The following is a 22,994-nucleotide window of genomic DNA, read 5'->3' on the forward strand; positions in this document are numbered from 1 at the left end:
ACTCCGCAGGACGTGGACCGCATGACGCTCTGGGAGTTAACCGCGGCGGTTGATGGGTTTGTCGCCAGCAAGGGCGGCGAGCAGGAGCCTGACGCGCCCAGTTATGACGAGCACCTGGAGATGGTGGCGCGGGTTGTGGGGTAGGGTGTCAGCGGCTGCGCCGCGACACCTCTATCTCGATCAGAACGGCAGCAAACCCTACGAAAATCCCGCCACCTACGATCCCGATCGCCATGAGTATGAATTGAATATCAGATACTAAACGCCCGCTAACCCAGAAGGCGAAGGCCCAGCAGGCGATCGCGAATAGCATCATCAAATATTTCACTCGGTCCCCCGGGAGCTCCAATTGGCCCGCAAGTCGAAAGTCATGGGCGCTGCTGAACTCAGCAAGCGTCTGAAAGCTATTCCGGAAGAGGTACGCAAGGCAAGCTACGACGCCGCACTTCGGGCCGGGGAGCGAATTGCGCAGGACATGCGCGCGCTGGCACCAGTGAGCAAAGACGGGTCGCACGGTAAGCCACCGGGGACGCTACGGGACAGCATTACCGTCACCGAAGGCGGGAAGAAACCACCCTCCTACAGTCAAGGTGGCGCTGGGGCGATACCGGAAAATGCGGTGGCAGTAACGGCCGGAAACTCAGGGGCTCGGTACGCGCATCTGGTCGAGTTCGGAACGAGCAGGGCCGAAGCCCAGCCGTATTTTCTCCCCGCATGGCGAAGCAATCGAGGCAGAGCTCGGCGGTCCATAAACGCAGCTATCGGCCGAGCCATCAGGAAGGCTAGGTAATGACTGAATCTGCCCAAGATCGCCTTATCGTCATGCTCGAAGCTCGGATCACCGAGTTCGAGAGGCGAATGAACAGGGCGGACCGAACTATGCGCACGAACATGCGCAATGTCGAAAGCTACGCTGAGCGGATGCGTAAGCGAGTTGATATCAGCCTTTCCCGAGTCGGCTCCAATGCTTTCCGAGGGCTCATCGTTGGGGCTGCGGCTGCCTTGGCGCCTATACTGTCCATCGGTGCTGCCCTGCGGACGGCTCAATCGGCGTTGAATGACTTCGACAAGCTCGGAAATCGGGCAGTTATGCTCGGAACCAATGTTGAGGTGCTGCAGGAATTCCACTACGCCGCCGAACAGAGCGGCATGGCAGCCGACAACTTCGACATGGCCTTGCGGAGAATGACACGTCGGGCGGCTGAAGCGGCCCAGGGTACAGGTGCAGCAAAGGGAGCATTCAAGGAACTCGGTATCGAGCTTACCGACAACGAAGGGCGGCTGAAGGCAAATGACGACCTTCTGCGGGAGGTGGCCGACAGACTTCAGAGAGTGCCTGACCACGCAGACAAGCTCCGTTTAGCCTTCCAGATGTTCGACACGGACGGCGCGGGTATGGTGCGCGTATTGGCTGATGGCTCAGCGGGACTTGATGACTTTGGAGCCAAGGCACGCGCACTTGGCCTCGTCATCGACGAACACCTGATCGTCCGGGCGCAGGAAATGAAGGCTGAGTTTGACACTGCGACAACGGTATTGAACCGCCAATTTCAACAGGCTTTGATCGCGCTAGCCCCCTTCTTGGTCCAGACCGCTCAGCTTGCGTCCAACGTCGCACACGCCGTGCGCGATATCGGCGACGCACTCCAATATTGGTCAGGCAACCTCGGAAATGTCAGCAATACCAATCTAGATCATCTGCACCGCAATCTCGGTGCCGAACGAGTTCGAATTGAAGGTGAGATCCTTCAACTGGAAAGCCGGAAGCGCCAATTGAGCGAAAATGGCTTTGACCCGATGGGCTGGGGCGCGCGCGGTATTGATACCGATATTGCGACACGAGCACAGCGATTGGCTGAAATCGCTGCAGAAGAACAGCGCATCAACAATATTCTCGCTAACCGGCCGACGCTCAGCACCCCCGGCACTCCCGACATGTCCGGGCTGCTGGATGACATGGACATCGGCGGCTCCAAGAACAAAGCCGCCTCGGCTGCTATCAAGCAGGCGGAGGCGGTCCAGCGCGTCATAGACAGCCTGATCCACGAGCGCGAGCAGCTTGGACGCACCGCCGAGGAGCAAGAGCTTTACAATCAGCTCAAGTCGGCCGGGGTCGAGCTTGAAGGCGAGTATGGCCAGGCTATTGCGGCGGCCGTATCTGAGTTGCAGGCCAAGCGTAAGGAAATCGAGGCCAACGCCGAAGCAATGAAGCTGCTGGACGATGCGGCGAACAAGGCGCTCAACACCATCATTGACGGGTTTCTTGATGGCAAGGATGCGGGAGAGGTGTTCGGCAGTGTCCTGCGCGACATTGGGCGACAGCTCATAAGCATGGGTGTTTCGGGACTGTCGAGCGGGTTTGCCGGCCTCTTCAACCTCCCAGCATTCGCAAATGGAACGCGCAATGCTCCCGGAGGGCTAGCGCTCGTGGGCGAACGCGGCCCGGAAATCGTGAATATACCACGTGGATCGCAGGTGGTTCCGAGCGCTCGCTCGCTAGCGGCGCTGGGCGGAGCCGGAGCGGGTAGCGGCTTCACCTTCGCCCCCGTCATCGACGCTCGTGGCGCGGACGTCGCGGCGGTGGCCCGGCTAGAGCAGGTCGTGCAGCGGCAGCAGGCGGAGTTCGAGGGCCGGGTGAAGCAGATTGTCAAAGGCAGGGGGCATAAATGGCGCTAACCGAACCGCTCGACCTACTGACGGCCTTCCCCGGCTGGTGCACGTCGTTCGACCTCTACGCACGGCAGGAGCAATCCCGCCACGCGTCGGGGCGCACCCGCACCAAGGACTTCGGCCAGCCGCTATGGCGCGGGGCGTGGGTATCCCGCGCCATGCGCCCCAACCAGCTTGACCACTGGCGAGCCCGTATCGAGCAAGCCATGGTCAGCCAGATGACGTTTCAGGCGTGGCAGTCGAGCCGGTGCCGGCCAATCAAGCACCCCGGCGGCACGGCGCTGCCAACCGGGAAGCTTCACAGCATTGGCGCCGATGACAAGACGGTGCGCGTCAGCGATCTGCCGGGCATTTCGCTGTCGATAGGCGACATGCTGCGCATTGGCGGCGGGCTGTATCGCGTTCTCGAAGCGGTCAGCGGCAACCCGACAGGGTTCTTCACGGTCACGCCCCACCTGTGGCCTGGAACGGTCGCTGGGCAGGACGTGGTGATCGCCAAGCCGTGGGTCGCAATGACTGTTGATCCGGGCTCGCTGTCTGCCAGCGCTGACCCACGCACCGGGCGCGGCACGATCTCATTCACGGCTACAGAGGCGCGGTAACGCGCCATCGAGGTAGTATGAAAATCGTTTCACCAAACACGGCGGCCGCTCTTGCGGCTCGCCGACTGGCCCCGCGCGACTTCCTGACGATGACGGCGCGGGACCGCGCAACTGGTGCTCCCGTCACTGTGGGGTTTTGGTCGGACCTTGCGAGCGTCTCGGCGCTGGTCGTGGACCCGGACACTGGCGCGTCGATGCTGCGGGACTTCTATGGCGCTGGCTCGCTGATATCGATCAGCGATATCCCGGCGGTGGTCGGCGTATCGGTCCAGAGCGTCACCATTACGATGAGCCAGTTGCATGACCAGGTGCAGGACGCGATCCGGTTCTATGACATCAAGCAGGCTCGGGTTGAAGTTCATTCCGGGCTGCTGGACCCGGATAGCAAGAAGCTTGTTGACCCTGCGGAACCAATCTTTGTTGGCTTTGTCGACACGGTTGAGATACGCACGCCGCGCGAGAACGAAGAAGGCGCGGCGATATTGACTTGCACGAGCGGCACGCAAGAATTGCTTCGGTCCAACCCGGCTACCCGTAGCCACGAGGACCAACAGGTTCGCGCTGCGGGTGACGCGTTCTTCAAGGATGCGGCGGTGTGCGGCGAGTGGCGGCACAACTGGGGCGCTACAGGCAAGAACGCAAAGGTCGAGACCCGCAAGGGCCTGTTCGGGTGGAATAATTTCCTGGGATTCCTATGACCGTTCGATTTGCCGAGCCCGCCGACCGCTTCCAAATAGTGCGGCTGCTGCGCGATGCGCATTCAGCAGCCGCGTCCTCGCCGGTCCCGTTCAGCGCGCCACATGCCATGGCTTTGACCGATCGACATATTGCAGGCGGCGACCTTTTGGCGCTTGTGCTTGGCAATCCAGCCAAGGGGGTGTTGCTGGCCAGTGCCCAAGACCATCCGTTTGGCGGCGCAAAATACGCCATGGAAACTGCATGGTGGATTGCCCCAGACGCTCGGGGCCGGTCGGCAATGGCCATGCTCGCCGCTTATGAAGAGTGGGCGCGCGATCGGGGCTGTGCTTTCTGCCAGATGGCGGCGTTGGTGAGCTTCCCGCAGGCGGCTCGTCTTTATGAGCGGCGCGGCTACAGTCCTGTCGAAACCCACTTCATGAAGCCGCTCTAGCTCGGCTTAGCTCAACTCTCTCGTCGTCGTTTTTAGCCCGCGTCTAGCGGGCTTTTTTGTGCGCGCTTTCGGGCGCGCGGGGGTTCTTTCATGGCCTTTTTCAGCTCAATCGGCGCCGCCATATTCGGTGCCGGTACGTTTCTGGCCGGGCTGACGACCGCCGCCCTACAAGTTGCCACCGGTATTGCGGTCAGCCTTATCGGCAAGGCCATGCAGGGCGAGCCGGAAAAGCCCAAGTTCGGAGTGCAGGGCCAGCTGCAGGGCGGCGAAGACGTGCCGCGGTCCATCAACTTGGGCTGGAACTGCACTGCCGGGTCTCTCGTCTACCACAACAGCTGGGGCAAGGGCGACATCATGTCGACCCGGGTTATCGCGCTGGGCGACCTGCCTATCCGCTCGCTCCAGCAAGTGATTGTCGATGGCGCGCCATGCACGCTTGGGCCTTCGGAGACCGGTGCGGTCACGAGCATTTTTGACCTGCTTTACCCGGGGTTCAGCGGCCCGCAGCTGATTGGTCGGCCAGTGCTCGAATACCGCAAGGGCGGTCGAGACCACCTCTGGGTGCGCTTTTACGACGGCACACAGACAGTTGCCGACCCGCTGCTGACCAACCACGTTTCCAGCGCCGAGCGCCCCTATGGGCCAGACCGAGTGGGGTACGGCGTGCCCTATGTCGTTGTGACGGCGCTCGCGCCGGAGCGCAATGACGAGGGCGAAAAGCCGCTTTTCTCCGGCATTCCAAATCTGAAGTTCGCGACCAATGGCGTCCGCTGGTACAATCCGGCGCAGGACAGCACCAACGGCGGGTCCGGAACGCAGCGCTGGGATAATCCTGCGACGTGGGGCGGCAACGCCTATGACTTCAACCCAATCGTGCAGCTGTATAATGTGCTGCGCGGAATCCGTTACAACGGCCAGTGGCTCTACGGGGCGCAGGCCATTGCGCCGGTGCGTTTACCCGCCGCCAACTGGATCGCGGCCATCAATGCTGCTCAAGCCTCCATTGCTGGCCCGTCTGGCAATGAGCCGACCTACCGCGCCGGTGGCGAGGTGCAGGTCGGCGCGCAGGTGGCAACAACGGTCGAAGCTCTGCTGACCGCCGCCAACGCGCGGTTGGTCGAGGTCGGCGGCACCTACAAGGTATATGTCGGCCCGCCGGGCGCGCCGGTCATGGCGTTCACCGACGCCGATATTTTATCGACCGAAGAGCAGTCGTTCACGCCGTTCTTCTCATTGGCCGACACCGTGAACGGTGTGGACGCGACATATCCCAACCCTGCCGAGGGCTGGAACACCAAGAAGGCGCCGCCACTGCTGCGGCCCGATCTGGAAGTGTTGGACGGCAACCGCCGTTTGATGGCGTCCGTGTCGCTGGATCTGGTACCGTACCACGGGCAGGTGCAGCGGCTCATGAAGTGGGCGCTATCCGAGGCGCTGCGTGCGCGCAGGCACACGTTTGTGCTCGGCCCGGAATTCCGGGTGCTTGAGCCCGGCGATATCGTACGGTGGTCGTCAGCCCGAAACGGGTATGTCGACAAGCTCTTTCGCGTCGATGGGGCGGTGTACAAGTCCAATCTGGACATCATCGTCGACCTGACTGAGGTCGATCCGTCCGATTATGACTGGAACCAGGCCGCCGACTATACCCCGGTGTTCGACGGGCCTTTGCAGTTGGTCGGGCCACAGCCCATGCCGATGCAGGGCTGGCAGGTCTTTCCGGCTGAGATCAAGGACGAGAAGGGCGTCAGCCGCAGGCCGAGCATTGAGGTGCGGGCCGATAGCGGCGTGCCAGGCGTCGAGCGGGTTCGCGTGCAGGTTCGCGTAGGCGACGAGAGCGGGCCGCTGATGTTCGAAGCCGAAGTGCCCTACGGCGACCCGTGGCGGTGGGTGCTATATGGCCAGTTCACGCCGAACACGCCCTATGTCGTGCGCGGAATCTTCATCGGCCCGGAGTCGGCAGAGTGGTCCGGGTGGCTTGCTGTTACGACGCCGAACATCAAGTTTGGGCCAGATGATCTAACGCTCGACCTCACCAACATCGCCCGCGACGTGCTCGACCAGCTTGGTTTGAAGCCGCGCGAACTGATCGAACGGTTCAAGCAATTCGGAACGTTGCTTGAAGAGGTGGACCGGGAAAACTACACCAAGCGTGAAGCCCTGTTCCGCGAGATCAGCGTTGAACTGGAAGGGCTGGAAGCCAGCTTCACCGAAGTGATCGAGGTCGCGCTAGGCCCGGGCGGCGCAATCGCGACGGCGCTCGAAAGCCTCTATGCGGCCATGGGCGGCAACACGGCTGAGGTCAATGTCCGGTGGGAGGCTGCGGCCGCTCCGTCTGGATACCGGGCTCGGTATGCCATTCAAGCAGCGGTCGACGATGGAGTCTTCCGAGCCGCGACAATGTTCCTCGACGTGCCCGAGGACCCCAATGAGGCGACCCGCATCGGTTTCATGGCCGACAATGTGGCGTTCTTTCTGGCCGATGGCACACCGGTGGCGCTGTTTGATGCCAATGGCGATTTCCGTAATCCGACCGGCACCGTCAGAATCTCGATGCTGCAAGACGGTGGCGGCGCTTTCAGCTTTGGGTAGATGATGGCAGTTCTTCGTGGTTTTCCAGCTGAGGGCATCGTTGCGTGTTTCGACGAGGCCCCCGGCGGCGGTGACTGGCGGGACATTAATGCGCCCCGCAACGCACCGGCCAAGAACCCCGGTGCCCATTTATCGGCGGTGCACTGGCATTCGGAGTTTTTCCAGTACGAACTGGCCATGCCGATCCAGACGGTGACGGTTAGTCATGCGGCTCTGGCGGGGCGCTCGATCTATTGGGGCTATAACCTCGTTTATGACGGCAACAATCCGGTCTCAACGATCGGGTATCTCGTGCCCGGACAGGTGGCGACGGCCTCGCATACCCTGGTCAGCCACGGGTTGGGCTATGTGCCGCTGGCGTTCGTTGCCTATGGCGGTCGCATGTTGATGCCTGGGGTGGCGGTGCAGACGGCCAGCGACGGCCGTAGCCGGTTCGTCTCCCCCTACATCACTTCCGGGGTCGTGGGGCTACGGGAGGTCTATAATTCCTCGTCGTCCGGGCTTGGCGCAGTCAGCCGGACATATCAGGTGATGGTGTTTCGGGTTCCGGTCGAGGACGCTCTGCTGCCACTGTTCGGCGGGGGCGGCGGCGAGGCGGTCGTCGGGCGCGGCAAAGTCCGCACCAGTCGTACTTATGCCCGCCATGCAGGCGGCGGCGCAACGCCGTTCAATATTGACCGAGGCCGCACTGTCGATCTCAACAATGGTCGGGTGCGGATTGCCACAGGCGGCACTGTCACAACAGAAGCGGGGTATGGCGGCGCATTCACGGCACCGCCCTTTGTGCCGGTGGGGGTGTAATGGGTAGGGTTCACAATGAGACGCCCGGCGTCATTACGGTCGAGGGAGACGGCGGTGAGATACGCTGGTCGTCCGAGTTCCCGCCGGTCAATTTGCTGCCGGAGGCCGATTGGATCGACACTAGCCTGAGCGTGGCGTTCCCGGATTTCTCCAAGTTCGTCAATTACAGTCACAACCGGTGGTATAACCCCCCATCCCAGCCTTGGCCGGGGACCGGTCCGTGGTATCCGAGCACGTCGCAGGACACCTGCGTCACCCTCACGATGATCGAGCCGGAGAACCGGGTTCTGGGACCGACGGTGATCGGCACCATTCCGGCAGGAGCCAATTACATCGACGTGCGGGTGCGGCTCAGCCGCACCAAAGCCCCGTATAACTTCCGCGACCAGGGCGTGCCGCCGCTGATCCCCAACGAGTGGGTGAGCCTGCCGGGCGGCTCGTGCCTCGTTGAGGCCACCGAGGTCTGGCGGCGGTCATTCGATATCGTTTTGTCGGGAAACGAAGTGCAGTTGATCCGGCGACAGTCAGTGATCGACCCGGGGCCACGTTCCAACTACGAAACGGGGAGCCCCCAGGACAATGGCCGTTTGCCTTTGTCGGGGGCGGGTGGCGATCCATGGGGGCTGAGCAGCTATCAGGGTTGGGGCTGGATCTCGGGCAACAACTTTGCCGGCTCCTACCGCAAGGGGCACCCGGCGGCGCTGATCCAGCACAAGCCGCCCAGCGCCAATGGCGGGCTGGGCGGGGACACGCCGCAATATGGCGGCAAGCACCCGCGCCGCTTCAACGCCTGCTCGATCAACAACAGCGCCCACGACTTTTCTTCAACCTATACCGGCCAGATCGTGATCCGGCCTGGCTACATCAGGACATAGACAGCCATGGCTTTAACAACTTGGTACTCCACCGGCACCGTGTCGGTGGAGGGCGGCAGCACGACCGTAACCGGCGCAAACCTGTTCTGGGGCGATGAGGCCATCATGCCCGGGGATCTGTTCTGCGATCCCGCCCAGCCGCTTGTGCCGCCCCAGCGGGTGCGGCAAGTAACGTCGGACAACGAGCTGGAGCTTTGGGCTCCGTGGCCGGGCACGACCATTGCCGATGCGCCTTACGAAATCCGCTATGTCGGTATCATCGAGCGTTCGACGGCGCAGACGCGGCGGGTGCTGGAACAACTGGGCGATGTGAAAGCCTATTTCGACATACAGGTCGGTACGCTTGCGGACCGGGATGCCTTCAACGCGCGCCCGGCGCGGTTCCGGGTGCTGGTCTCAGATATCGGCGATGGCCGCGCGGCGATCTATTCCAAGAACAGTTCGGCGGATGGGGACTGGTCAGAGCCAGCAATGTTCTCCGGCCCGGCGATTGAACTGGACGTCGCTTCGGTTGTTGACGCGCCGTTTGGCAGCGAACCTGACGTGACGCTGTCGCCGCGTCCGGGCGGATACGATATGAGCTTCATCATTCCGGAAGGCATGCGCCTGTTTCCCGGGGCCACCACCACGTTGCCGCCCGACCAGCCGGCGCAGGCCAATTTTGTCCCGGTGGAGGGCGGGTTCCGGCTTGATCTCGCGATCCCGCGCGGCCCGACGGGCGATATCGACGGGGTGACGCCGTTCTGGGTATCGCGGCTGGGGGCGGACGGCGATGCGGAGGCGGCGCGGCTTGGGCTAAATGCTCAGATTGCCGGGGACTATGAGCTGGCGCAACAGCCTGTGAGTCAATCCGATGCGGAGGCTGGGGTAATCGCCGAGATCCGTTCCTGGAGCCCCGAGCGGATTGCCCAGGCCATCGCTGCCCTGGCTCCAGCGGTTCCGGCTGACGTCTATCGGCGGGCCAATATCCTCGGGCCGGTCTCTCAGAACGGGGGTGTGCCAACCGGGGGCATCATCGAGCGGGGTGAAAATGCTAATGGCACGTATGTCCGGTGGGCAGACGGAACGCAGTTTTGTTGGGGGGAGGCTAGAATAGACCCGACGCCCAATGAGGTGTCGTCTGTGACTTGGATTTATCCAGCAGTGTTCGTTGGCACTCCCGGATGCCAAGTGACCACCTATGCGGCATCTGCTGTGGTCGTGCGACCAGCTATGGCCGCGTCTATGACCGAAACTCAGACAGACGTAAACATCATCCGAACAAATTCCACGCAAACAGGCGTCGGAATAATGGCCATGGGAAGGTGGTTCTAATGCATGTATCTTTCATTCCTCAGCGCCGCGACGACACGATAACGGTAGCCCGCCAAGGCGGCACTCTTACCATCAATGGCGATGCCTTCGACTTTTCCACGCTGCCAGATGGCGCGACGTTGCCGGCTACGGCGATCACCAGCAATTGGATAGTTGGAGCTGTCGCTCGCCTCGACGGTGTCCTCCACATCACCTTGCGTTGGCCGTACCAGAAGGCCGGACGCATTGATGCGCCAGATCCCATCGAGAGTCCTCCCGATGGCCTGATCGTTTTGCCCACGCTGATGGTGGATAATGATGATGATTGATTGGTCGCAGATGATAAGTGCTGAGGAAAAGGCCGTCGAAGCAGCTGCCCAAGCTCGACAGGCCGAGTTCCCCAACCTTGAGCCCGATCAGTTCTGGGGTGTGTTGCGGGCTACAGGCTATGAGCAGCCGCTACGGGCTTGGATCGACGCGATCGAGGACCCGGTGCAGCGTGGGTTCGTTTCAGCCAAGCTTGAGTTCGCCAAGCACTTCGAGCGCGATCATCCGCTGATCGAGGAGGCGCGACTGGCGCTCGATATCCCCGAGCTTGAGCTAGACGATCTTTGGAAGTATGGCGCTAGCTGAGCTGGTGAGCGATAATATACATATTATTATAGTATAAATTATCAAAGCCTAATTTTCTGAAAGTTTTCCCAAGAGTGACTAAGCTTAAACGTTATGGATCGCCTCTCCGCCCTTTAAATGCTCTTCGTTATTGACTCTAAAGTATGGTCGCCACATGCTTCGCTACCGGATAGGGAAGAACTGTTGCGTTTTATACTGGAGCGGCAAAATGAGAAAATTTCTTCGCACGTCAGTGGTCACGTTGCTGGCATCGTGCTGCCTTATTGGTCCAGCCATGGCCCTGGAGCTCAATTTGGGCATCGCAAAGGTGGGGGTTGATCTCAGAAACGGCGTAAAAGTCGATGCCAATGTCGGGGGCAGCCGAGGTGTCAATGTCGGTGCCGATGTCGGCCTCGGCGGCGATAAACTTGTCGGAGCGGACGTGGGGGCATCCATAGGCGGGAGCAATGGTATAAACGCCGATGTTGGGGCTGATGTCGGCGGACGGCGCGGCTTAGTCGATGCCAATGTGGATGCAAACGTCGGTGGTGATAGAGGTCTCAATGCAAACGTTGATGTTGGCGTAGGCAGGGGCTCGCTTGTCGACGTCGGTGTCGACGTGGGAATTGGCGGCGGAGGGACAGCTACTCCCGGAAATCCCGGCGGACCTGGCAGCCCCGGTGGGCCGGGAAATGGCGGAAATCCAGGCGGCGGATCAGACCGCCCCTCTACCGCTCGGCCTGGCGGCGTGTTGCCCGGCGGGCAATCTCTTACGACTGGCCGGGTCTCCTGCACCGTAGGTGAGCAGCAGCAGGTTCTGGCGGTGTTGGCCGCTGCTGACTATTCTAATAGCGCTGTTTCTGGGTGGAATGCTGTCACGGACGTCCAAGTGCTCACTCTTGTGGGTTGTCCGCAGCTAATACAGCAGCATTCGAATGGCCTGCTACACCAAGCAGCAGCTAGCAACAGCCTGATTACGTCAGCACTCAACAAGGCGGGCAAGCGGCCGAACCAAGTGGTATCGATCGTACGTTCTGGCTCCACGCTTCACGTATTCACGAGCTAAGTTGCTATCTCAAGGGCCCGGCCTGCCGGGCTCGCGCTACTTCACTGATCAATACTACTTTTGAGCAACTTGAAGCGAAGCCATTTCCGACGATTATCGAGAGGCAGCGTCATGCGTCCAGTCGACGCTGCGGAGGCTTGGACCCTAAGCCCCCTAGCATGGGTCCGAGCCTCGCTTGCTTCTGCTGTCTCTCTGAACTCCGCACCAAAATGCCGCCGACCTCGGGAGAAGTCGACGGCATCGTGTTGCCTGCCACATCAAGGGGACAAAGGAGAGGGGCAAGCTGTTGCGGCTGTTGGATTCGCGCTCATGTGGAGCCGCCCGCACATGGGATGCTTGAGCCTGCGAGCGGTGCCAATTGAGGGGCGAAGAATGTCCGCTCTTGTGAACGTGGCCATCTCGAAATGGTTGCAGCGAGCCTCCGGCAGATTTGGCTTCTTGCCACATTTCTAGTTTCGGGCATTATGAGCGGGCAGCGCCACGCGTCTTGCGGCGCTGCTGGGGTAGGGCCATATGCCCCTTGGCCTTCCTTATGACGCCCAACTGCCCCGCTGCCTACCTGCTCAGCGGGGCTTTTTCTTTTCGCCGCCGAAACGGCGTCACGGTTTCCGTCCGCGCTACAAACCTGTCCCGCCTTCGATGAATATCTGCAATAGCGAGTTCTTCCAGCCGTTCGAGAGCTATGTCCAAGAGGTATGCCAACTTTTTGTCGTGCCAAATCTCCCCACTCACCATGCCGCGAGCCTGCTCAACCTTGTCTTCTGCCATCATGTATACCGAAGTCATCACGCATCTCCTTACCACGACTTAGCGATTTAACCATTGGCAAAGCGCTCCGTTCCTGTCTGCGCCCGACGTATCTGGGAAGCGTGAACAGGTTCTGCTGGAAATCGGTCCAATTGTACTGATGGCGCTAACATGAGAGCTTTTCGTAAGAGCGCCGCTCCGAGTTGGAGGTCCGCCCCGGAACGGCGCCTGCTGCGCCTCCAGCTATGGAAGGGGCGAAGCGCGGCCCGCCCATGCTGGACGGAATTTGGCGCCTGATCAACAGCAATGGTCGTATGGAGCCAGTACACAGTCATTGTAGCCTTTTCTGCGTAATGGTCTCGATCATTGGGAGGGAACGTCTTCGGGGATCAGTCAATCTTACTCATAATGCGCTATGCCATGCCCTCGAAATAGGTATAACATCTTATGATGGGTCAAGGTTTCCTCTGTATCAACTATCCATCTGGCGGTTTCTTCGGAAATACTGTATCATATTGCAGTATACGGGTCCCGCAGGGGGTGGCTTGATTGCGCGATAGGCGCGTCGGCCACGGGTGAGCTGGGTGGCAATCGTGGACACAACTGAGGCGGGCGGCTTAGCATACGAGAGAGATGCGCCCGAAAGCCTGCTGGACAGTGAGCGCATGTTAGCGCTAGCCGCCCCCGAATTTAGGGCACTTAGCCATAAAGGCTCGCGCAAGGGCGTGCGTTTAGAGGCCATTTTCTGGAGCGCACTGGAAGTCGCCGCTGCCGATATCGGTATGTCGCGCAACGCCCTAGTCTTCAAGGTTCTGATGCTCGCCGGTTCTGACCAGTCGAATGCAACGTCTGTGCTTCGAACGTTCTTGATGGCTTATGCGATGCAGAGGCTGAAAGACGTCAGGGAGAATTAGCGATCTGACTAGTAGAGGTCATGATGTCAGCCAGGGCCTGATGGGGGAGCGGCAAAGAAGGCAGCTAGCCCCGGCTTGCGGCGAAGGTGGTCCTAAAAACTAAACACCACTCCGACCCTTGCTACGCGATCCTCTGTGCGAACAGCGGCGTTCCCCAGCAGCATCGAGAAATATTTCGGCTCCCCGAAATTCAGTTGCAGGACGTCGGCCGTGAGGCCGAGCGCTTCCGTTACTTGATATTTCGCCCCAATGCCGATCGCGGTGCCGACTATAAACTCGTCTTTTCGCGGTGCGCCGCGCGGGTGGAAATAGCCGCTTCCGAAGGCAACGCCAGCCGTGCCGTAAATCGAGAAGTCTTCGATCTGGAAGCCTGCTAGGGCGCGCACGGTGCCAAAGTGGTCGAGGCCGTCGATGCGGCCCCATGTCCTGTCTGAGCCAATATTTGACAGTTGGTAGTCGGCCTCGATCCCCAAAAGGATCGGGCTGGTCATTACCGTATAGCCAACCATACCGCCGATGAGCGTGCCGTTTGTCTCGGCCGTCCAGCCCGATCCGATGGCCTCCCGCTCGCCGTGGCCCGCGCCCAGAAGCACACCGGCATAGAAGTCGCCCTCCTGCGCCCCAGCAACGGTCGGCAAAGCGGCAAGCAGTGCCGCAATCACAATTGCTTTCATGATCTCCCCCTCTTTCTGGGCATGAAACGCAAAATGCCCGGCAAAGTCTAGACCGGCCCTAATAGGATTCCCTCCAATGACCCTCACTTACCGCGCCGCCCTTGAGGTGGCCGCGCACGAAGCGCTTGTGCGCCAAACCTATAAGGATAGCGTCGGGGTGCCGACCTGGTGCGTGGGTATGACCAACGCCACCGGGCACCGCGTTGAGCGCTATGTTGGCAACCCCGCGCCGCTCCAACACTGCATGAACGTGTTCGTGTGGGCGCTGCGGGCGTATGCTAAGCAGGTGGACGAGGCGTTCGCTGGCCACCGGCTGAACGAACACCAGTATGTTGCCGCCCTGTCGTTCCATTGGAACACCGGGAAGATCAAGCAGGCCGCGTGGGTGGAACATTGGAAGGCCGGCCGAGTTGCGCAAGCCCGGCAGGCGTTCATGAACTGGGTGACGCCCAAGGAAATCACCGTCCGCCGCCAAAAAGAGCGTGACCTGTTCTTTGACGGGAAGTGGACCGGCGACGGCACGATGACCGAATACACCCGCGTGCGTGCAAACATGACGCCGGACTGGTCTTCTGCTCGCCGGATATCCGTCGACAAGGAACTGCGTGCCGCGTTCGCGGGCAACCCGCCGGTGACTGTCGATCAACCAGCCCTGCCTGACAGCGTGGCACAAGCGCCGACGCTCACGCCGTCGGCGGTGAAGCCCGGTGTGCTTGTGCTGGTGGCCTTGGCTGTGGCGGCAGCTGGCGCATGGCTGCTGCGCCGCATACGCGGCCAGCGCAGCAATGAGCCGGTTGTACTGCCTGCCGATGACACGCCAGCCGACCAATAAGGAAATCCAAATGACCGTATTTATTCGTATCGGGCTGCGCTACGTCGCAGCCCTGCTGGTCGCGCGCGGCCTGCTCGATCCCGGCATGGGCGACATGCTGGCTAATGACCCCGACCTTCTGTCCGCGCTGCAAGTCCTTGCTGGTGTTGCCGCCGCGCTGGTGGCGGAAGGCTGGTACTGGCTGGCCAAGCGGCTGGGCTGGGCGACGTGATGCAGTGGCTGCTGAAGCTGCTCGCGGGCCCGGTGATCGACAAGTTCACCGGGCCGCTGCTCCGGGCCTATGAGGCCCAGCTGGCCGCCCAGAACGACACCGAGCGGCTGGAAGCCGAGCAGACGGCTCGCCGCATTGAAGCGGCGCGCGACATAGCGTTGGCCGAGACCCAACGAGCGCTGAGCGCCACGTCGGTAGGCCGCTGGCTTATCGTCGTGCCGTTCGGGATTTGGTGGGCCGCCATCTACCTGGTGCAGATTATCAACCCATGGTTCGGACTGTCGCTGGTGGTTGTCGCTGTGCCGCCCGCAATCCACGACATGGCGCTGGTTCTGGTACCGGCGATCGTTATTGCCGACGCCGGGGCGCTGGTGTTGCGCGGGAGGCGCGCATGACCATAACCTGGGAAGTCGTATCGGCGGTGCTGGTATTGCTGGGTGCAGTGTCGGGCGTTTGGTGGCGCGTGGAAGGCATGATCCGCCGCAACACGGATGATTTGGCGGCGCACCGCCTTCATATTGCCGAGGTATATGTCACGAAGGCTGGCATGACCGAGCAGACCGCACAGATCATGGCGGCCATCAACGGGGTGAGCGGGAAGCTAGACCACCTGACGGGTCGGATCGATGCGCTCTATAAGCCGGCGGCGCGCAGAAGTGGTGGCCAGTAGTGCGGCGCCCACTACATGTTGTGTTTTCGCTTGACATCCGCCGCGCAATCCTATATAAGCCTCCCATAAATTCCAAATGATTCCCATAGCCAGCCACGGTCGCAGCGCAAGCTGTGGGATGATTTTGCACATCTGAATGCACGTCCCCCGTTGGCTCCCGCCGGCGGGGGATTTTTTGTTTTGCATGCCGCGCTGACACCAAAGGCGCGGACGTACCAAGAGGAGTAGAGGATGACGGCAGAGGGCAAGCCCGACGCGCAGACAGTACGGCGCGTGCTGGAAATGATCCGCGAGCCAGCCGCAGGCGTCACGAGCGCCATGGCTGAGCACGCAGCGCAGGCGCGCAAGCGTAACGGGCACGGCGAGTATGGCTATCGCGACATGTGGCAGGCTGGTGTTGATTATCTAATCCGCAATGCGGGCGGGGTGGTGGCATGAGCCGGCCCGGGGATATCCCGCAGGACGTGTTGCAGCAGGCGCGAGCCGTGTTTGTTGCGATAAGCGGAATCGAAGACGCGGCTGATTTGCTTCGGGTGGCGTCGGGCGAGTTTGATGACGCGCCCATGCTTTCCATTGCGGCCCGCGCCATCCTTGCCGAGCGTGAGCGTTGCGCTAATATTGTAGACGAGGAGATTGAGCAGGCCCGCGAATTTGGGCCACATCACATTCCTGTCCTTTCGGCAGCCGCTCGCGCCATCCGCACCGGTGCCGCCCATGGCTAACCCCCGCCTTTCCGACGAAGACGCCATCGAAGCCGCAATCGCCTACCGCGCCTGCGGCGAGAACAAAACCGAAGCGGCCCGCACGCTTGGCCTGCCGAGACAGACGTTCACGAACCGCCTGAACCGCGCGGCGGAGCGGGGGTTGTTGGGCAACATGGAGACGTTGCCGGGTTACAGCATCCGCCAGATCACCGACACACCAAACGGGCAGTACGTCCAGCAGCGGAAAGAAGCTGGCCCAGAATGGGCGCCGACTGACGGTCTGACCATCAAAGGCAAGACAAGCCTGATCGACGCCGAAGGGCGCATTATTACCCAGCACGTGATGGAGCGGGCAGGGGCGGAAAGCCAGCGCGTAGCGCTTGAGGCAGCGGTCGAGGCGCTAAAGGAAACGCTGCCGCGCGTCGCTCCCGTGCCGTCGCACACAGCCGACACGATCTGGAACGACGACCTGCTTAACCAGTACACTGTCACCGACAACCACTTCGGCATGCTGGCGCACCGCGAGGAGACCGGCTCGGACTACGACCTGAAAATCGCCGAGCAGCTTTTCTTGGATTGGTTCTCGGCGGCAATCCGCACCAGCCCAGACGCGCACACCGGCCTATTGGCGCAGCTCGGCGACCTGATGCACCACGACAGCCTGGAATCCGTCACGCCAGCGCACAGGCACGTTCTCGACGCCGACAGCCGCTTGCACAAAGTCGTGCGAGCCGTGGTCCGGGCCTTGCGTCGCGTCATCGATATGATGCTCGCCAAGCATGAGCGCGTTCACGTCGTTATGGCGTCTGGTAATCACGACCCGGCTTCGTCGGTATGGATCCGCGAGCTACTGGCCACGCTCTACGAGAACGAACCGCGCATTACCGTCGATCGCAGCCCGGACCTCTATTATGCGTTCGAGTGGGGGCAGACCGGACTTTACTACCACCACATGCACAAGCGCGGCGTGAAAGACCTCGACCGCACATTCGCCGGGAAGTTCCGCGAAATGTTCGGGCGGTGCCAGTACAATTACGGCCATGGCGGGCATCTGCATTCCGACGCGGTGGTCGAGACAGCCCTGATGCACATCGAGCGCCACGAAACGCTTGCCGCCCCGGACGCCTACGCGAGTGGCGGCGGGTGGCTGTCTGGCCGGTCGGCCAAGGTCATTACGTACTCGAAGAAATACGGGGAGGTAGGGCGCTCGACCCTGCGACCAGAAATGGTCGCTGGGGCTTATCGGGCCGCGAACGATAATGAACCGGCGAGCGAGGGGAGGGTGGCTGCGTGAGCAAAGTCCGAAAATTGAACATTCACAACATCAAGAATCGCTTTCTGCGCGGGATAGTGATGTGGGCGGCGCTGCCGTTGGCACTGATTGTGTTGGTTGTCCCGCTTGTGCTGGCTGAATCGGCTTATGAAGCAGCGAGGGTTTTTGGTCAGCGTCTACGTGAAGTAGTGTGGCGCGACCTCATCAAATCGAACTTCCAGACATTGCTGTTTAGGAGGGTTGCAGCATGACCTCCCACAGAGAATCCCGCCGCTGGAAGCGCCTTTCGCGCACAGCCATCGGTAAGGTTCTGCGGCTGCGCGATAACGGCTGGCCGCGATACTCCGCGCCCAAACGCTCCGGGCGATGGTTCTGGGGAGCCGCCGCCTAACACCAAGTCGGGCCCACCAAGCCCGCGCTACCAAGAGGAGAAATACAGATGGAAAGATTGAAACCCATGATTTGGGCGGGATTCGGCGCGTGCGTTGCGTTGGCTTCCACTAGTATCGACAGCCCGGCGGGCGCCTTCTCGGCATTCTCGGCAATTGTGCTTGGAGTGATTGGGGCGGCAGCTGAGGTGCGCACATGACCGCCCAGCTTGTCGACATCGCCGCCCGCAAGTCGGTGGAGCGGGTGCCGACTGAGGCAGAATTATTGCGCGCGATCGAAGCATACGGCAACGCGCCGTTCACCGGCCAACTCTGGCTCGACATGGACGGCGTGTTGGCCGACTTCGACTCGGCCGCCTGTGCCGCGCTCGGAACCGACAACACGTACAAATGGGAGTGGGTCCACGGCACGAAAGCGTTCTGGGCCGGGCTGAATGCCAACCCGAATTTCTTCCTCGACCTGCCGCCGATGCGGGACGCTTGGTTCCTACTCGAAAGCGTGAGGCACCTCAATCCGAAGGTGCTTACCGCATTACCTAAGGCCGGGGCCGACGCGGTCGCGGTGCAGAAGCGGGAATGGATTGCACGTCACGTTGGTGATTTGGAGGTCGTGACCTGCTTGACGCACGAGAAGCCGGACTATTGCCAACCGGGTGACGTTCTTGTCGACGACCGGGCAGTCAACATGGCGGCGTGGGAGAAGAAGGGCGGCCAGTATGTGCTGCACACCGACGCGCTTTCGAGTGTGCGCGAATTGCGTGGAATGGGGGTGTTGTGATGGTGTTTCCTGGAACTGCTTATCTGCCAATGGCGCCCATCAATCTCAAGTGGAGCCACCATAAGCGCGAAGACTGGGGGCTAGGACCACTCGACTGGCCGCACCTTCGCCCCGCCAACGACAACCACGCTCAGGTCGCCACTTGGCCGAAAGTCGTGGCATTCACCGGCCTCGCTGGTGCCGGCAAGTCCACGGCGGCCGACATCCTCGTTCGGCGCGGTTACAGCCGCGTGAAGTTCGCGGGGCCGCTGAAAGCGATGATGCGGGCAATTGGGCTGACCGACGCCCACATCGAGGGCGACCTAAAGGAAATCCCGCACCCATGGTTGCAGGGGCAGACGCCGCGCCACGCGATGCAGACGCTTGGGACAGAATGGGGCAGGCGGTGTATCGGAGAGCAGCTTTGGACCGGGCTGTGGTGGAACGCTGCCCGCGACTGTGTTGAGCACGGTGGCCGCATCGTCACTGACGATTGCCGCTTCCAGAACGAGGCGGAAACCGTTCGCAGCTTGGGCGGCGTGGTTCTGCGGGTCGTTGGTCGTGGCGGCATTGCCGGGTCGCATAGCAGCGAGGCTATGGACTTTGATGCAGACGACATCATCGAAAACACCGGCTCGCTTGCCGACTTGGAAAGCAAGGTGCTGACGGCCATGGAGATGGCGGGGTGATGGACTGGAAAAGCTACACGTTTGGTGCGGTAAGTTTCTATCTGTTTTCCGCCGTGCTTTCCGGCATGGCCTTTGCGAAGTCTATGCCTGCGCTTAATTTGTTGGGGCAAGCGTATGTCGGCCTGACTTGGCCGGGCGCACTGTTATGCACGGCGACTATTGGCTGTGACGTGCTGCCACCTGTGGCGATCGCGCAGCACTTCTTTTCGTTCTAACCCACACACCGCCTCTTGCTCACGCAGGAGGCGGTTTCGCTGTTCTATAACACTTGCACGCCTGAACTGTACGGACCGGTCACCGGGAAGCCTTGTACAGTTTAGATGCGATTTCGTAGAATTCTTCGGGTGCGTATTCCGGGGAAAAAGCAGACGGCACGCCTGCCAATTGGTGAATTTTTCCACCCTCAGGCATGCCCTCGACTACTTCTAGCTGACCCGGTGGGTCATCCGGGAGCGCAACCTCGTCATTCGACCATATACCCGAAATTTCGCGGTAATCGTCTTCGCTCCACGTGTAGAGGCGCCGGTGCGAACCTTCATCCAAGTACTTCTGGCACTCGGGGATTTTGTCGAGCGGGATGTTGGGGGTAGGAAGCATCTTCTCGATCTCCACGCCCGTCAGCTTCTTTATGGCGAGCGCGTAGGAATGGGCGTGGACCGAGCCCCGGACCAGAAGATAGCCGCATACCTCTCGGCCGGTTGGATCGCTGAGCGTTTCGTACACCCTCAGCTTGTGAAGTCGGGCACCGCATTCAAGATGGAAGTTGTGCAGGAGATCAAAGAGGACGTTGCCGGTGGTCGTCACGAAATCGGTGTTCCAGGAAATGCCATTGGCATTGACGGGAGTGGCGCCACCGCCGTTGGAGAGAAAGGCTGAGGCGAGCCGGATATCGTTCATCGCTTCGAACGGAGCCTTGGAAATGTCTCCGCCGGGCTTGTCGTCTTGTCTTGGCTTTTCTGGGCCATTGTTCAACATTGCAACGCCGTTGCTCACCAGTTCGACGTGGGCCAGCTCCTCGGCTGTAATCGATGCTACAAGGCTATAGAACGGTCGCAGTTTGTCCTTGCTGCGGAAATTGAAGCTCTGGAACATGTAATTGCCTAGGGTGGACATTTCCCCGTATTTGCCTCCCAGCAACTCTTGTAGCGCAGCTGCCGCGTTAGGGTCCTGTTTCGCTGGGGGAGGAAGTTCAGTAATCAGTCTATCAACACGCATGAACATGGCGGTCGGTCTCCACTGTGATTCCGAGCGCAAACGAGTCCGGGCCAGAGGCGTTCCAAACAGCAGTGGCTGGATGACCTTATGTTATCGAAGACCCAGGGGGTCGCTGGGGCACCGTAGTCGACAATGGCGTATCTCGATGGTGGCGTTCAGCGTCCGTCTCGGACAACCTTTCCATCAATGCTTCGATTTGATTGTTTCTTTCGATCGGCTTTGACAGGGGCCAGCGATTCAGCAGGTCTAAGCCCTTCTCCGACTGCGAGATTTTTTGGATGATTCTGGAAATATTTGCCATAGACCGCTCTAACTTACCGAGGGCGTCAAGCGTTAGAGGCGGGAAAGGTTCCGCTCACTTTCAGTTGGTGGAAGAGTCGTATTGCTATCGGGAAAAGTGATTGTGGCCTGCAATCCAGCTGCATTCCACTCTCGGGCGATGTCGCCCTCTAGGGCGCCAATCAATGCGACTTCTAATTGACTGCCGAACCCAAACGTTATGGGCTCTTGAGGCTCGGGGCCGCCCGTTTCTTCCCACTTAATCACGACCATTCCGGATTGGTATTCAACGCGGACGGACAACCGCCCTTTCGCAACTGACAGTGCGCCATATTTCGCCGCATTAGTTGCGAGTTCATGGACAAGCAAAGCCAAGCTCGACGCTCGACTGCTGCCGATCTGCGCTGCGCTGCCCGTTACGGTTATGCAATCGCCGTCGCGATAGGGTTCGAGGATAGTTTGGATGAGGGGAAGAAGATCGACCGGCACATCCTTAGCGGTCTCGCCCTTCCAGTTTGCGAATGTCAATTCGTGCGCTCGCGCCAAAGCTGACATCCTAGCGCGAATTGTGCTCACAACGTCCTCAGGAGTAGCGCATGAACGAGCACTCAACGAAACGATGGCATGGGCAAGAGAGAACAGATTTTTGATTCGGTGCTGCATCTCGCCGACGAGCAGATGCAGACGTTTTTCCGCAATTCGCTTCTCAGAAATATCGCGGCCAATCTTGGAAGCGCCGACGATTGCTCCGGAGGAGTTTCGTATCGGAGAAATGGTCAACGACAGAGGGACTTCGGAGCCATCCTTGCGCCGACGAACAGTTTCGAAATGGTCGACCCTTTGCCCGGCGCTAATGCGAGCAAGGATTCTGGGCTCTTCCTCTAGCCGGTCTTCTGGGATGAGAATTGCTATTGGTTTTCCGATTACCTCCTCAGGGGCATAACCGAAAATTCTAGAGGCTCCACCGTTCCAGCTTTTGATGCGTCCGGAGAGATCCTTGCTGATAATGGCGTCGTTCGAACCTTCGATCAAAGCCAGGAGCCAGTCTCGGGGATCAAAATCCTCAGGCTGTTCGGTGACGTGTACTCGGCTCACTTTGGCCTCCAATATAGCTAGTCCACCTAATTTATGTCACGCGGCCCCGTATGCGAATAGTCAAACTCTCCCAATTTATGCGGCGTCGCAGCGCTTCCCGTGCAGCCAGTGAATTTTGATGGTCTCTCCGTCAGCGCCTATAAAGTTCATGCACACGCAGTCCCTACCTAGCTTAATAGAGGTGGCCGTCCGCATGTTTCCACCGTCCTATTGAATCGCCACTGGGTCAAAGTGCAGGTTCAGCATCCGCACCGTCTTCTTTCACGCCTCGCGCCACGACCTCCAATGAACCATCCGGCAGCGGGCGCTGCAGCTCCGCCGCCTCATCCCAAGGCGCGGTCAGCCACGTCTCCACTTCCTCCAACTCGGTCAAAATCACGGGCATTGCCTTTGGGTGAATCGGGCGCACTTCCCCATTCGGCTCGCTGGTAAGGAAGGCGAACAGATCGGTAGTTTCCTCGCCGACTTTGACCTTCCGCACGCTTGTCCATTGGGCCACCCATATGCCGGCGAAGAAGGCAAGCGGGCGGCTCTCATCGAGTGCGAACCAGATGTCGCCGCCCGCTGCCTTGTTGAACTCCGAGAAACTGGTGAACGGGACGACGCATCGGCTTTCCACGCCCAGCCAGCGCCGCCAGTGGGGCGACTTCGTATTCCTCACGTTCGTGACGCCAGGATCCCGGTTCTTGCCTTCTAGTACGAACTTCGGGCTAGGCATCCCCCAGCGCGCCATTGCCAGCTCGCGCTCGCCCTCGTGGTTTCGAACGATCGGCGCGGCATAGTCTGGAAAGATGCCCGGCTGAGGTGGCATGTTGCCGATGCTGTCCGCAACGCGCGTCGCCTTAACGAAATCAATGATCGCTTGGCGGTTGGTCGTGTGGCTGTAGAGATTGCACATGCGGCGGGCC

The 22,994-nt window shown here is 60.5% G+C and carries 30 protein-coding genes; 25 read left to right on the forward strand and 5 right to left on the reverse strand.

Going from position 1 to position 22,994, the window contains the following annotated elements; translation table 11 throughout:
* The first annotated feature begins 21 nt into the window (after positions 1-21).
* The 13 genes from VNS12_RS13575 (at position 22) to VNS12_RS13635 (ending at position 11,637) form a co-directional block, all read left to right on the forward strand.
* On the forward strand, positions 22-144 hold the full coding sequence (locus VNS12_RS13575; RefSeq protein WP_325488379.1) for a hypothetical protein: 123 nt from the start codon (positions 22-24) through the stop codon (positions 142-144).
* Between the two features lie 226 nt (positions 145-370).
* Positions 371-790 (forward strand): HK97-gp10 family putative phage morphogenesis protein, encoded by a 420-nt coding sequence (locus tag VNS12_RS13580; protein ID WP_325488531.1) that lies wholly within the window; start codon positions 371-373, stop codon positions 788-790.
* A complete protein-coding gene (locus VNS12_RS13585; RefSeq protein WP_325488380.1) occupies positions 790-2,676 on the forward strand; it encodes a hypothetical protein in 1,887 nt (628 codons plus the stop codon). The genes VNS12_RS13580 and VNS12_RS13585 overlap by 1 nt, the downstream gene beginning before the upstream one ends.
* Positions 2,667-3,272 carry a hypothetical protein gene (locus VNS12_RS13590; protein ID WP_325488381.1) on the forward strand — a complete coding sequence of 202 codons (606 nt, stop codon included), beginning with the start codon at positions 2,667-2,669 and terminating at the stop codon, positions 3,270-3,272. The genes VNS12_RS13585 and VNS12_RS13590 overlap by 10 nt, the downstream gene beginning before the upstream one ends.
* A 17-nt stretch (positions 3,273-3,289) precedes the next feature.
* Entirely contained in the window at positions 3,290-3,970 is a 681-nt protein-coding gene (locus VNS12_RS13595; RefSeq protein WP_325488382.1) for a hypothetical protein, read from the forward strand.
* Entirely contained in the window at positions 3,967-4,401 is a 435-nt protein-coding gene (locus tag VNS12_RS13600; RefSeq protein WP_325488383.1) for a GNAT family N-acetyltransferase, read from the forward strand. The genes VNS12_RS13595 and VNS12_RS13600 overlap by 4 nt, the downstream gene beginning before the upstream one ends.
* Positions 4,402-4,491: 90 nt before the next feature.
* Positions 4,492-6,990, forward strand: coding sequence for a phage tail protein (locus VNS12_RS13605; RefSeq protein WP_325488384.1), 2,499 nt, complete (start codon positions 4,492-4,494; stop codon positions 6,988-6,990).
* The gene (locus tag VNS12_RS13610) at positions 6,991-7,791 is read left to right on the forward strand and encodes a hypothetical protein (RefSeq protein WP_325488385.1); all 801 of its coding nucleotides are present in this window, start codon (positions 6,991-6,993) and stop codon (positions 7,789-7,791) included.
* Positions 7,791-8,666, forward strand: a complete 876-nt coding sequence (locus tag VNS12_RS13615) for a hypothetical protein (protein ID WP_325488386.1) — start codon at positions 7,791-7,793, stop codon at positions 8,664-8,666. The genes VNS12_RS13610 and VNS12_RS13615 overlap by 1 nt, the downstream gene beginning before the upstream one ends.
* A gap of 6 nt (positions 8,667-8,672) precedes the next feature.
* Complete coding sequence (locus VNS12_RS13620; RefSeq protein ID WP_325488387.1) at positions 8,673-9,980, forward strand: hypothetical protein; 1,308 nt, start codon at positions 8,673-8,675, stop codon at positions 9,978-9,980.
* Positions 9,980-10,288, forward strand: a complete 309-nt coding sequence (locus VNS12_RS13625) for a hypothetical protein (RefSeq protein ID WP_325488388.1) — start codon at positions 9,980-9,982, stop codon at positions 10,286-10,288. Before VNS12_RS13620 ends, VNS12_RS13625 begins: the two co-directional genes overlap by 1 nt.
* Positions 10,275-10,592 carry a hypothetical protein gene (locus tag VNS12_RS13630; RefSeq protein ID WP_325488389.1) on the forward strand — a complete coding sequence of 106 codons (318 nt, stop codon included), beginning with the start codon at positions 10,275-10,277 and terminating at the stop codon, positions 10,590-10,592. The genes VNS12_RS13625 and VNS12_RS13630 overlap by 14 nt, the downstream gene beginning before the upstream one ends.
* Before the next feature lie 208 nt (positions 10,593-10,800).
* Positions 10,801-11,637, forward strand: a complete 837-nt coding sequence (locus VNS12_RS13635) for a hypothetical protein (protein WP_325488390.1) — start codon at positions 10,801-10,803, stop codon at positions 11,635-11,637.
* A 555-nt stretch (positions 11,638-12,192) separates the two neighbouring features.
* On the opposite strand, the gene VNS12_RS13640 is transcribed toward VNS12_RS13635, so the two are convergent.
* Positions 12,193-12,423: a hypothetical protein gene (locus VNS12_RS13640; RefSeq protein ID WP_325488391.1), complete on the reverse strand. Its 231-nt coding sequence runs from the start codon at positions 12,421-12,423 to the stop codon at positions 12,193-12,195.
* 554 nt (positions 12,424-12,977) lie between these two features.
* Here VNS12_RS13640 and VNS12_RS13645 point away from each other — a divergent pair.
* Positions 12,978-13,298, forward strand: coding sequence for a ribbon-helix-helix domain-containing protein (locus VNS12_RS13645; RefSeq protein ID WP_325488392.1), 321 nt, complete (start codon positions 12,978-12,980; stop codon positions 13,296-13,298).
* Positions 13,299-13,390: 92 nt separating this feature from the next.
* Here VNS12_RS13645 and VNS12_RS13650 read toward each other — a convergent pair whose 3' ends face one another.
* Positions 13,391-13,972 (reverse strand): outer membrane protein, encoded by a 582-nt coding sequence (locus tag VNS12_RS13650; protein WP_325488393.1) that lies wholly within the window; start codon positions 13,970-13,972, stop codon positions 13,391-13,393.
* Between the two features lie 76 nt (positions 13,973-14,048).
* Here VNS12_RS13650 and VNS12_RS13655 point away from each other — a divergent pair, with 76 nt between their 5' ends.
* The 11 genes from VNS12_RS13655 to VNS12_RS13705 all read left to right on the forward strand — a co-directional run bounded on the left by VNS12_RS13655 (position 14,049) and on the right by VNS12_RS13705 (position 19,712).
* On the forward strand, positions 14,049-14,804 hold the full coding sequence (locus VNS12_RS13655; RefSeq protein ID WP_325488394.1) for a lysozyme: 756 nt from the start codon (positions 14,049-14,051) through the stop codon (positions 14,802-14,804).
* A 10-nt stretch (positions 14,805-14,814) separates the two neighbouring features.
* The gene (locus tag VNS12_RS13660) at positions 14,815-15,015 is read left to right on the forward strand and encodes a Pam3-gp28 family putative phage holin (RefSeq protein WP_325488395.1); all 201 of its coding nucleotides are present in this window, start codon (positions 14,815-14,817) and stop codon (positions 15,013-15,015) included.
* Positions 15,015-15,410 (forward strand): hypothetical protein, encoded by a 396-nt coding sequence (locus VNS12_RS13665; protein ID WP_325488396.1) that lies wholly within the window; start codon positions 15,015-15,017, stop codon positions 15,408-15,410. The genes VNS12_RS13660 and VNS12_RS13665 overlap by 1 nt, the downstream gene beginning before the upstream one ends.
* Entirely contained in the window at positions 15,407-15,685 is a 279-nt protein-coding gene (locus VNS12_RS13670; protein ID WP_325488397.1) for a hypothetical protein, read from the forward strand. Before VNS12_RS13665 ends, VNS12_RS13670 begins: the two co-directional genes overlap by 4 nt.
* 231 nt (positions 15,686-15,916) lie before the next feature.
* Positions 15,917-16,123: a hypothetical protein gene (locus tag VNS12_RS13675; RefSeq protein ID WP_325488398.1), complete on the forward strand. Its 207-nt coding sequence runs from the start codon at positions 15,917-15,919 to the stop codon at positions 16,121-16,123.
* Positions 16,120-16,407 carry a hypothetical protein gene (locus VNS12_RS13680; protein ID WP_325488399.1) on the forward strand — a complete coding sequence of 96 codons (288 nt, stop codon included), beginning with the start codon at positions 16,120-16,122 and terminating at the stop codon, positions 16,405-16,407. The genes VNS12_RS13675 and VNS12_RS13680 overlap by 4 nt, the downstream gene beginning before the upstream one ends.
* Positions 16,400-17,683, forward strand: coding sequence for an oxidoreductase (locus tag VNS12_RS13685; protein WP_325488400.1), 1,284 nt, complete (start codon positions 16,400-16,402; stop codon positions 17,681-17,683). Before VNS12_RS13680 ends, VNS12_RS13685 begins: the two co-directional genes overlap by 8 nt.
* The gene (locus VNS12_RS13690) at positions 17,680-17,913 is read left to right on the forward strand and encodes a hypothetical protein (RefSeq protein WP_325488401.1); all 234 of its coding nucleotides are present in this window, start codon (positions 17,680-17,682) and stop codon (positions 17,911-17,913) included. The genes VNS12_RS13685 and VNS12_RS13690 overlap by 4 nt, the downstream gene beginning before the upstream one ends.
* Positions 17,914-18,247: 334 nt before the next feature.
* Entirely contained in the window at positions 18,248-18,829 is a 582-nt protein-coding gene (locus VNS12_RS13695) for a 5' nucleotidase, NT5C type (protein ID WP_325488402.1), read from the forward strand.
* Between the two features lie 29 nt (positions 18,830-18,858).
* Positions 18,859-19,497: a deoxynucleotide monophosphate kinase family protein gene (locus VNS12_RS13700; protein ID WP_325488403.1), complete on the forward strand. Its 639-nt coding sequence runs from the start codon at positions 18,859-18,861 to the stop codon at positions 19,495-19,497.
* Positions 19,494-19,712, forward strand: a complete 219-nt coding sequence (locus VNS12_RS13705) for a hypothetical protein (protein ID WP_325488404.1) — start codon at positions 19,494-19,496, stop codon at positions 19,710-19,712. The genes VNS12_RS13700 and VNS12_RS13705 overlap by 4 nt, the downstream gene beginning before the upstream one ends.
* A 79-nt stretch (positions 19,713-19,791) precedes the next feature.
* On the opposite strand, the gene VNS12_RS13710 is transcribed toward VNS12_RS13705, so the two are convergent.
* The 3 genes from VNS12_RS13710 to VNS12_RS13720 all read right to left on the reverse strand — a co-directional run bounded on the left by VNS12_RS13710 (position 19,792) and on the right by VNS12_RS13720 (position 22,984).
* On the reverse strand, positions 19,792-20,718 hold the full coding sequence (locus VNS12_RS13710) for a manganese catalase family protein (RefSeq protein ID WP_325488405.1): 927 nt from the start codon (positions 20,716-20,718) through the stop codon (positions 19,792-19,794).
* A gap of 327 nt (positions 20,719-21,045) precedes the next feature.
* Positions 21,046-22,086 carry a PAS domain S-box protein gene (locus VNS12_RS13715; protein WP_325488406.1) on the reverse strand — a complete coding sequence of 347 codons (1,041 nt, stop codon included), beginning with the start codon at positions 22,084-22,086 and terminating at the stop codon, positions 21,046-21,048.
* 226 nt (positions 22,087-22,312) lie between these two features.
* The gene (locus VNS12_RS13720) at positions 22,313-22,984 is read right to left on the reverse strand and encodes an SOS response-associated peptidase (RefSeq protein WP_325488407.1); all 672 of its coding nucleotides are present in this window, start codon (positions 22,982-22,984) and stop codon (positions 22,313-22,315) included.
* Positions 22,985-22,994 lie beyond the last annotated feature (10 nt).

This window comes from Pelagibacterium sp. (genome assembly GCF_035555455.1).
Classification (GTDB): domain Bacteria; phylum Pseudomonadota; class Alphaproteobacteria; order Rhizobiales; family Devosiaceae; genus Pelagibacterium.

What these genes read in the sequence shown, in the direction of transcription:
- VNS12_RS13650 (WP_325488393.1), bottom strand. Translation starts at nt 13,972, where the DNA reads ATGAAAGCAATTGTGATTGCGGCACTGCTTGCCGCTTTGCCGACCGTT.
- VNS12_RS13695 (WP_325488402.1), top strand. Translation starts at nt 18,248, where the DNA reads ATGACCGCCCAGCTTGTCGACATCGCCGCCCGCAAGTCGGTGGAGCGG.
- VNS12_RS13680 (WP_325488399.1), top strand. Translation starts at nt 16,120, where the DNA reads ATGAGCCGGCCCGGGGATATCCCGCAGGACGTGTTGCAGCAGGCGCGA.
- VNS12_RS13700 (WP_325488403.1), top strand. Translation starts at nt 18,859, where the DNA reads ATGGCGCCCATCAATCTCAAGTGGAGCCACCATAAGCGCGAAGACTGG.
- VNS12_RS13630 (WP_325488389.1), top strand. Translation starts at nt 10,275, where the DNA reads ATGATGATGATTGATTGGTCGCAGATGATAAGTGCTGAGGAAAAGGCC.
- VNS12_RS13600 (WP_325488383.1), top strand. Translation starts at nt 3,967, where the DNA reads ATGACCGTTCGATTTGCCGAGCCCGCCGACCGCTTCCAAATAGTGCGG.
- VNS12_RS13635 (WP_325488390.1), top strand. Translation starts at nt 10,801, where the DNA reads ATGAGAAAATTTCTTCGCACGTCAGTGGTCACGTTGCTGGCATCGTGC.
- VNS12_RS13615 (WP_325488386.1), top strand. Translation starts at nt 7,791, where the DNA reads ATGGGTAGGGTTCACAATGAGACGCCCGGCGTCATTACGGTCGAGGGA.
- VNS12_RS13720 (WP_325488407.1), bottom strand. Translation starts at nt 22,984, where the DNA reads ATGTGCAATCTCTACAGCCACACGACCAACCGCCAAGCGATCATTGAT.
- VNS12_RS13660 (WP_325488395.1), top strand. Translation starts at nt 14,815, where the DNA reads ATGACCGTATTTATTCGTATCGGGCTGCGCTACGTCGCAGCCCTGCTG.
- VNS12_RS13655 (WP_325488394.1), top strand. Translation starts at nt 14,049, where the DNA reads ATGACCCTCACTTACCGCGCCGCCCTTGAGGTGGCCGCGCACGAAGCG.
- VNS12_RS13685 (WP_325488400.1), top strand. Translation starts at nt 16,400, where the DNA reads ATGGCTAACCCCCGCCTTTCCGACGAAGACGCCATCGAAGCCGCAATC.
- VNS12_RS13620 (WP_325488387.1), top strand. Translation starts at nt 8,673, where the DNA reads ATGGCTTTAACAACTTGGTACTCCACCGGCACCGTGTCGGTGGAGGGC.
- VNS12_RS13640 (WP_325488391.1), bottom strand. Translation starts at nt 12,423, where the DNA reads ATGACTTCGGTATACATGATGGCAGAAGACAAGGTTGAGCAGGCTCGC.
- VNS12_RS13585 (WP_325488380.1), top strand. Translation starts at nt 790, where the DNA reads ATGACTGAATCTGCCCAAGATCGCCTTATCGTCATGCTCGAAGCTCGG.
- VNS12_RS13665 (WP_325488396.1), top strand. Translation starts at nt 15,015, where the DNA reads ATGCAGTGGCTGCTGAAGCTGCTCGCGGGCCCGGTGATCGACAAGTTC.
- VNS12_RS13675 (WP_325488398.1), top strand. Translation starts at nt 15,917, where the DNA reads ATGACGGCAGAGGGCAAGCCCGACGCGCAGACAGTACGGCGCGTGCTG.
- VNS12_RS13710 (WP_325488405.1), bottom strand. Translation starts at nt 20,718, where the DNA reads ATGTTCATGCGTGTTGATAGACTGATTACTGAACTTCCTCCCCCAGCG.
- VNS12_RS13610 (WP_325488385.1), top strand. Translation starts at nt 6,991, where the DNA reads ATGATGGCAGTTCTTCGTGGTTTTCCAGCTGAGGGCATCGTTGCGTGT.
- VNS12_RS13625 (WP_325488388.1), top strand. Translation starts at nt 9,980, where the DNA reads ATGCATGTATCTTTCATTCCTCAGCGCCGCGACGACACGATAACGGTA.
- VNS12_RS13575 (WP_325488379.1), top strand. Translation starts at nt 22, where the DNA reads ATGACGCTCTGGGAGTTAACCGCGGCGGTTGATGGGTTTGTCGCCAGC.
- VNS12_RS13670 (WP_325488397.1), top strand. Translation starts at nt 15,407, where the DNA reads ATGACCATAACCTGGGAAGTCGTATCGGCGGTGCTGGTATTGCTGGGT.
- VNS12_RS13595 (WP_325488382.1), top strand. Translation starts at nt 3,290, where the DNA reads ATGAAAATCGTTTCACCAAACACGGCGGCCGCTCTTGCGGCTCGCCGA.
- VNS12_RS13580 (WP_325488531.1), top strand. Translation starts at nt 371, where the DNA reads ATGGGCGCTGCTGAACTCAGCAAGCGTCTGAAAGCTATTCCGGAAGAG.
- VNS12_RS13590 (WP_325488381.1), top strand. Translation starts at nt 2,667, where the DNA reads ATGGCGCTAACCGAACCGCTCGACCTACTGACGGCCTTCCCCGGCTGG.
- VNS12_RS13605 (WP_325488384.1), top strand. Translation starts at nt 4,492, where the DNA reads ATGGCCTTTTTCAGCTCAATCGGCGCCGCCATATTCGGTGCCGGTACG.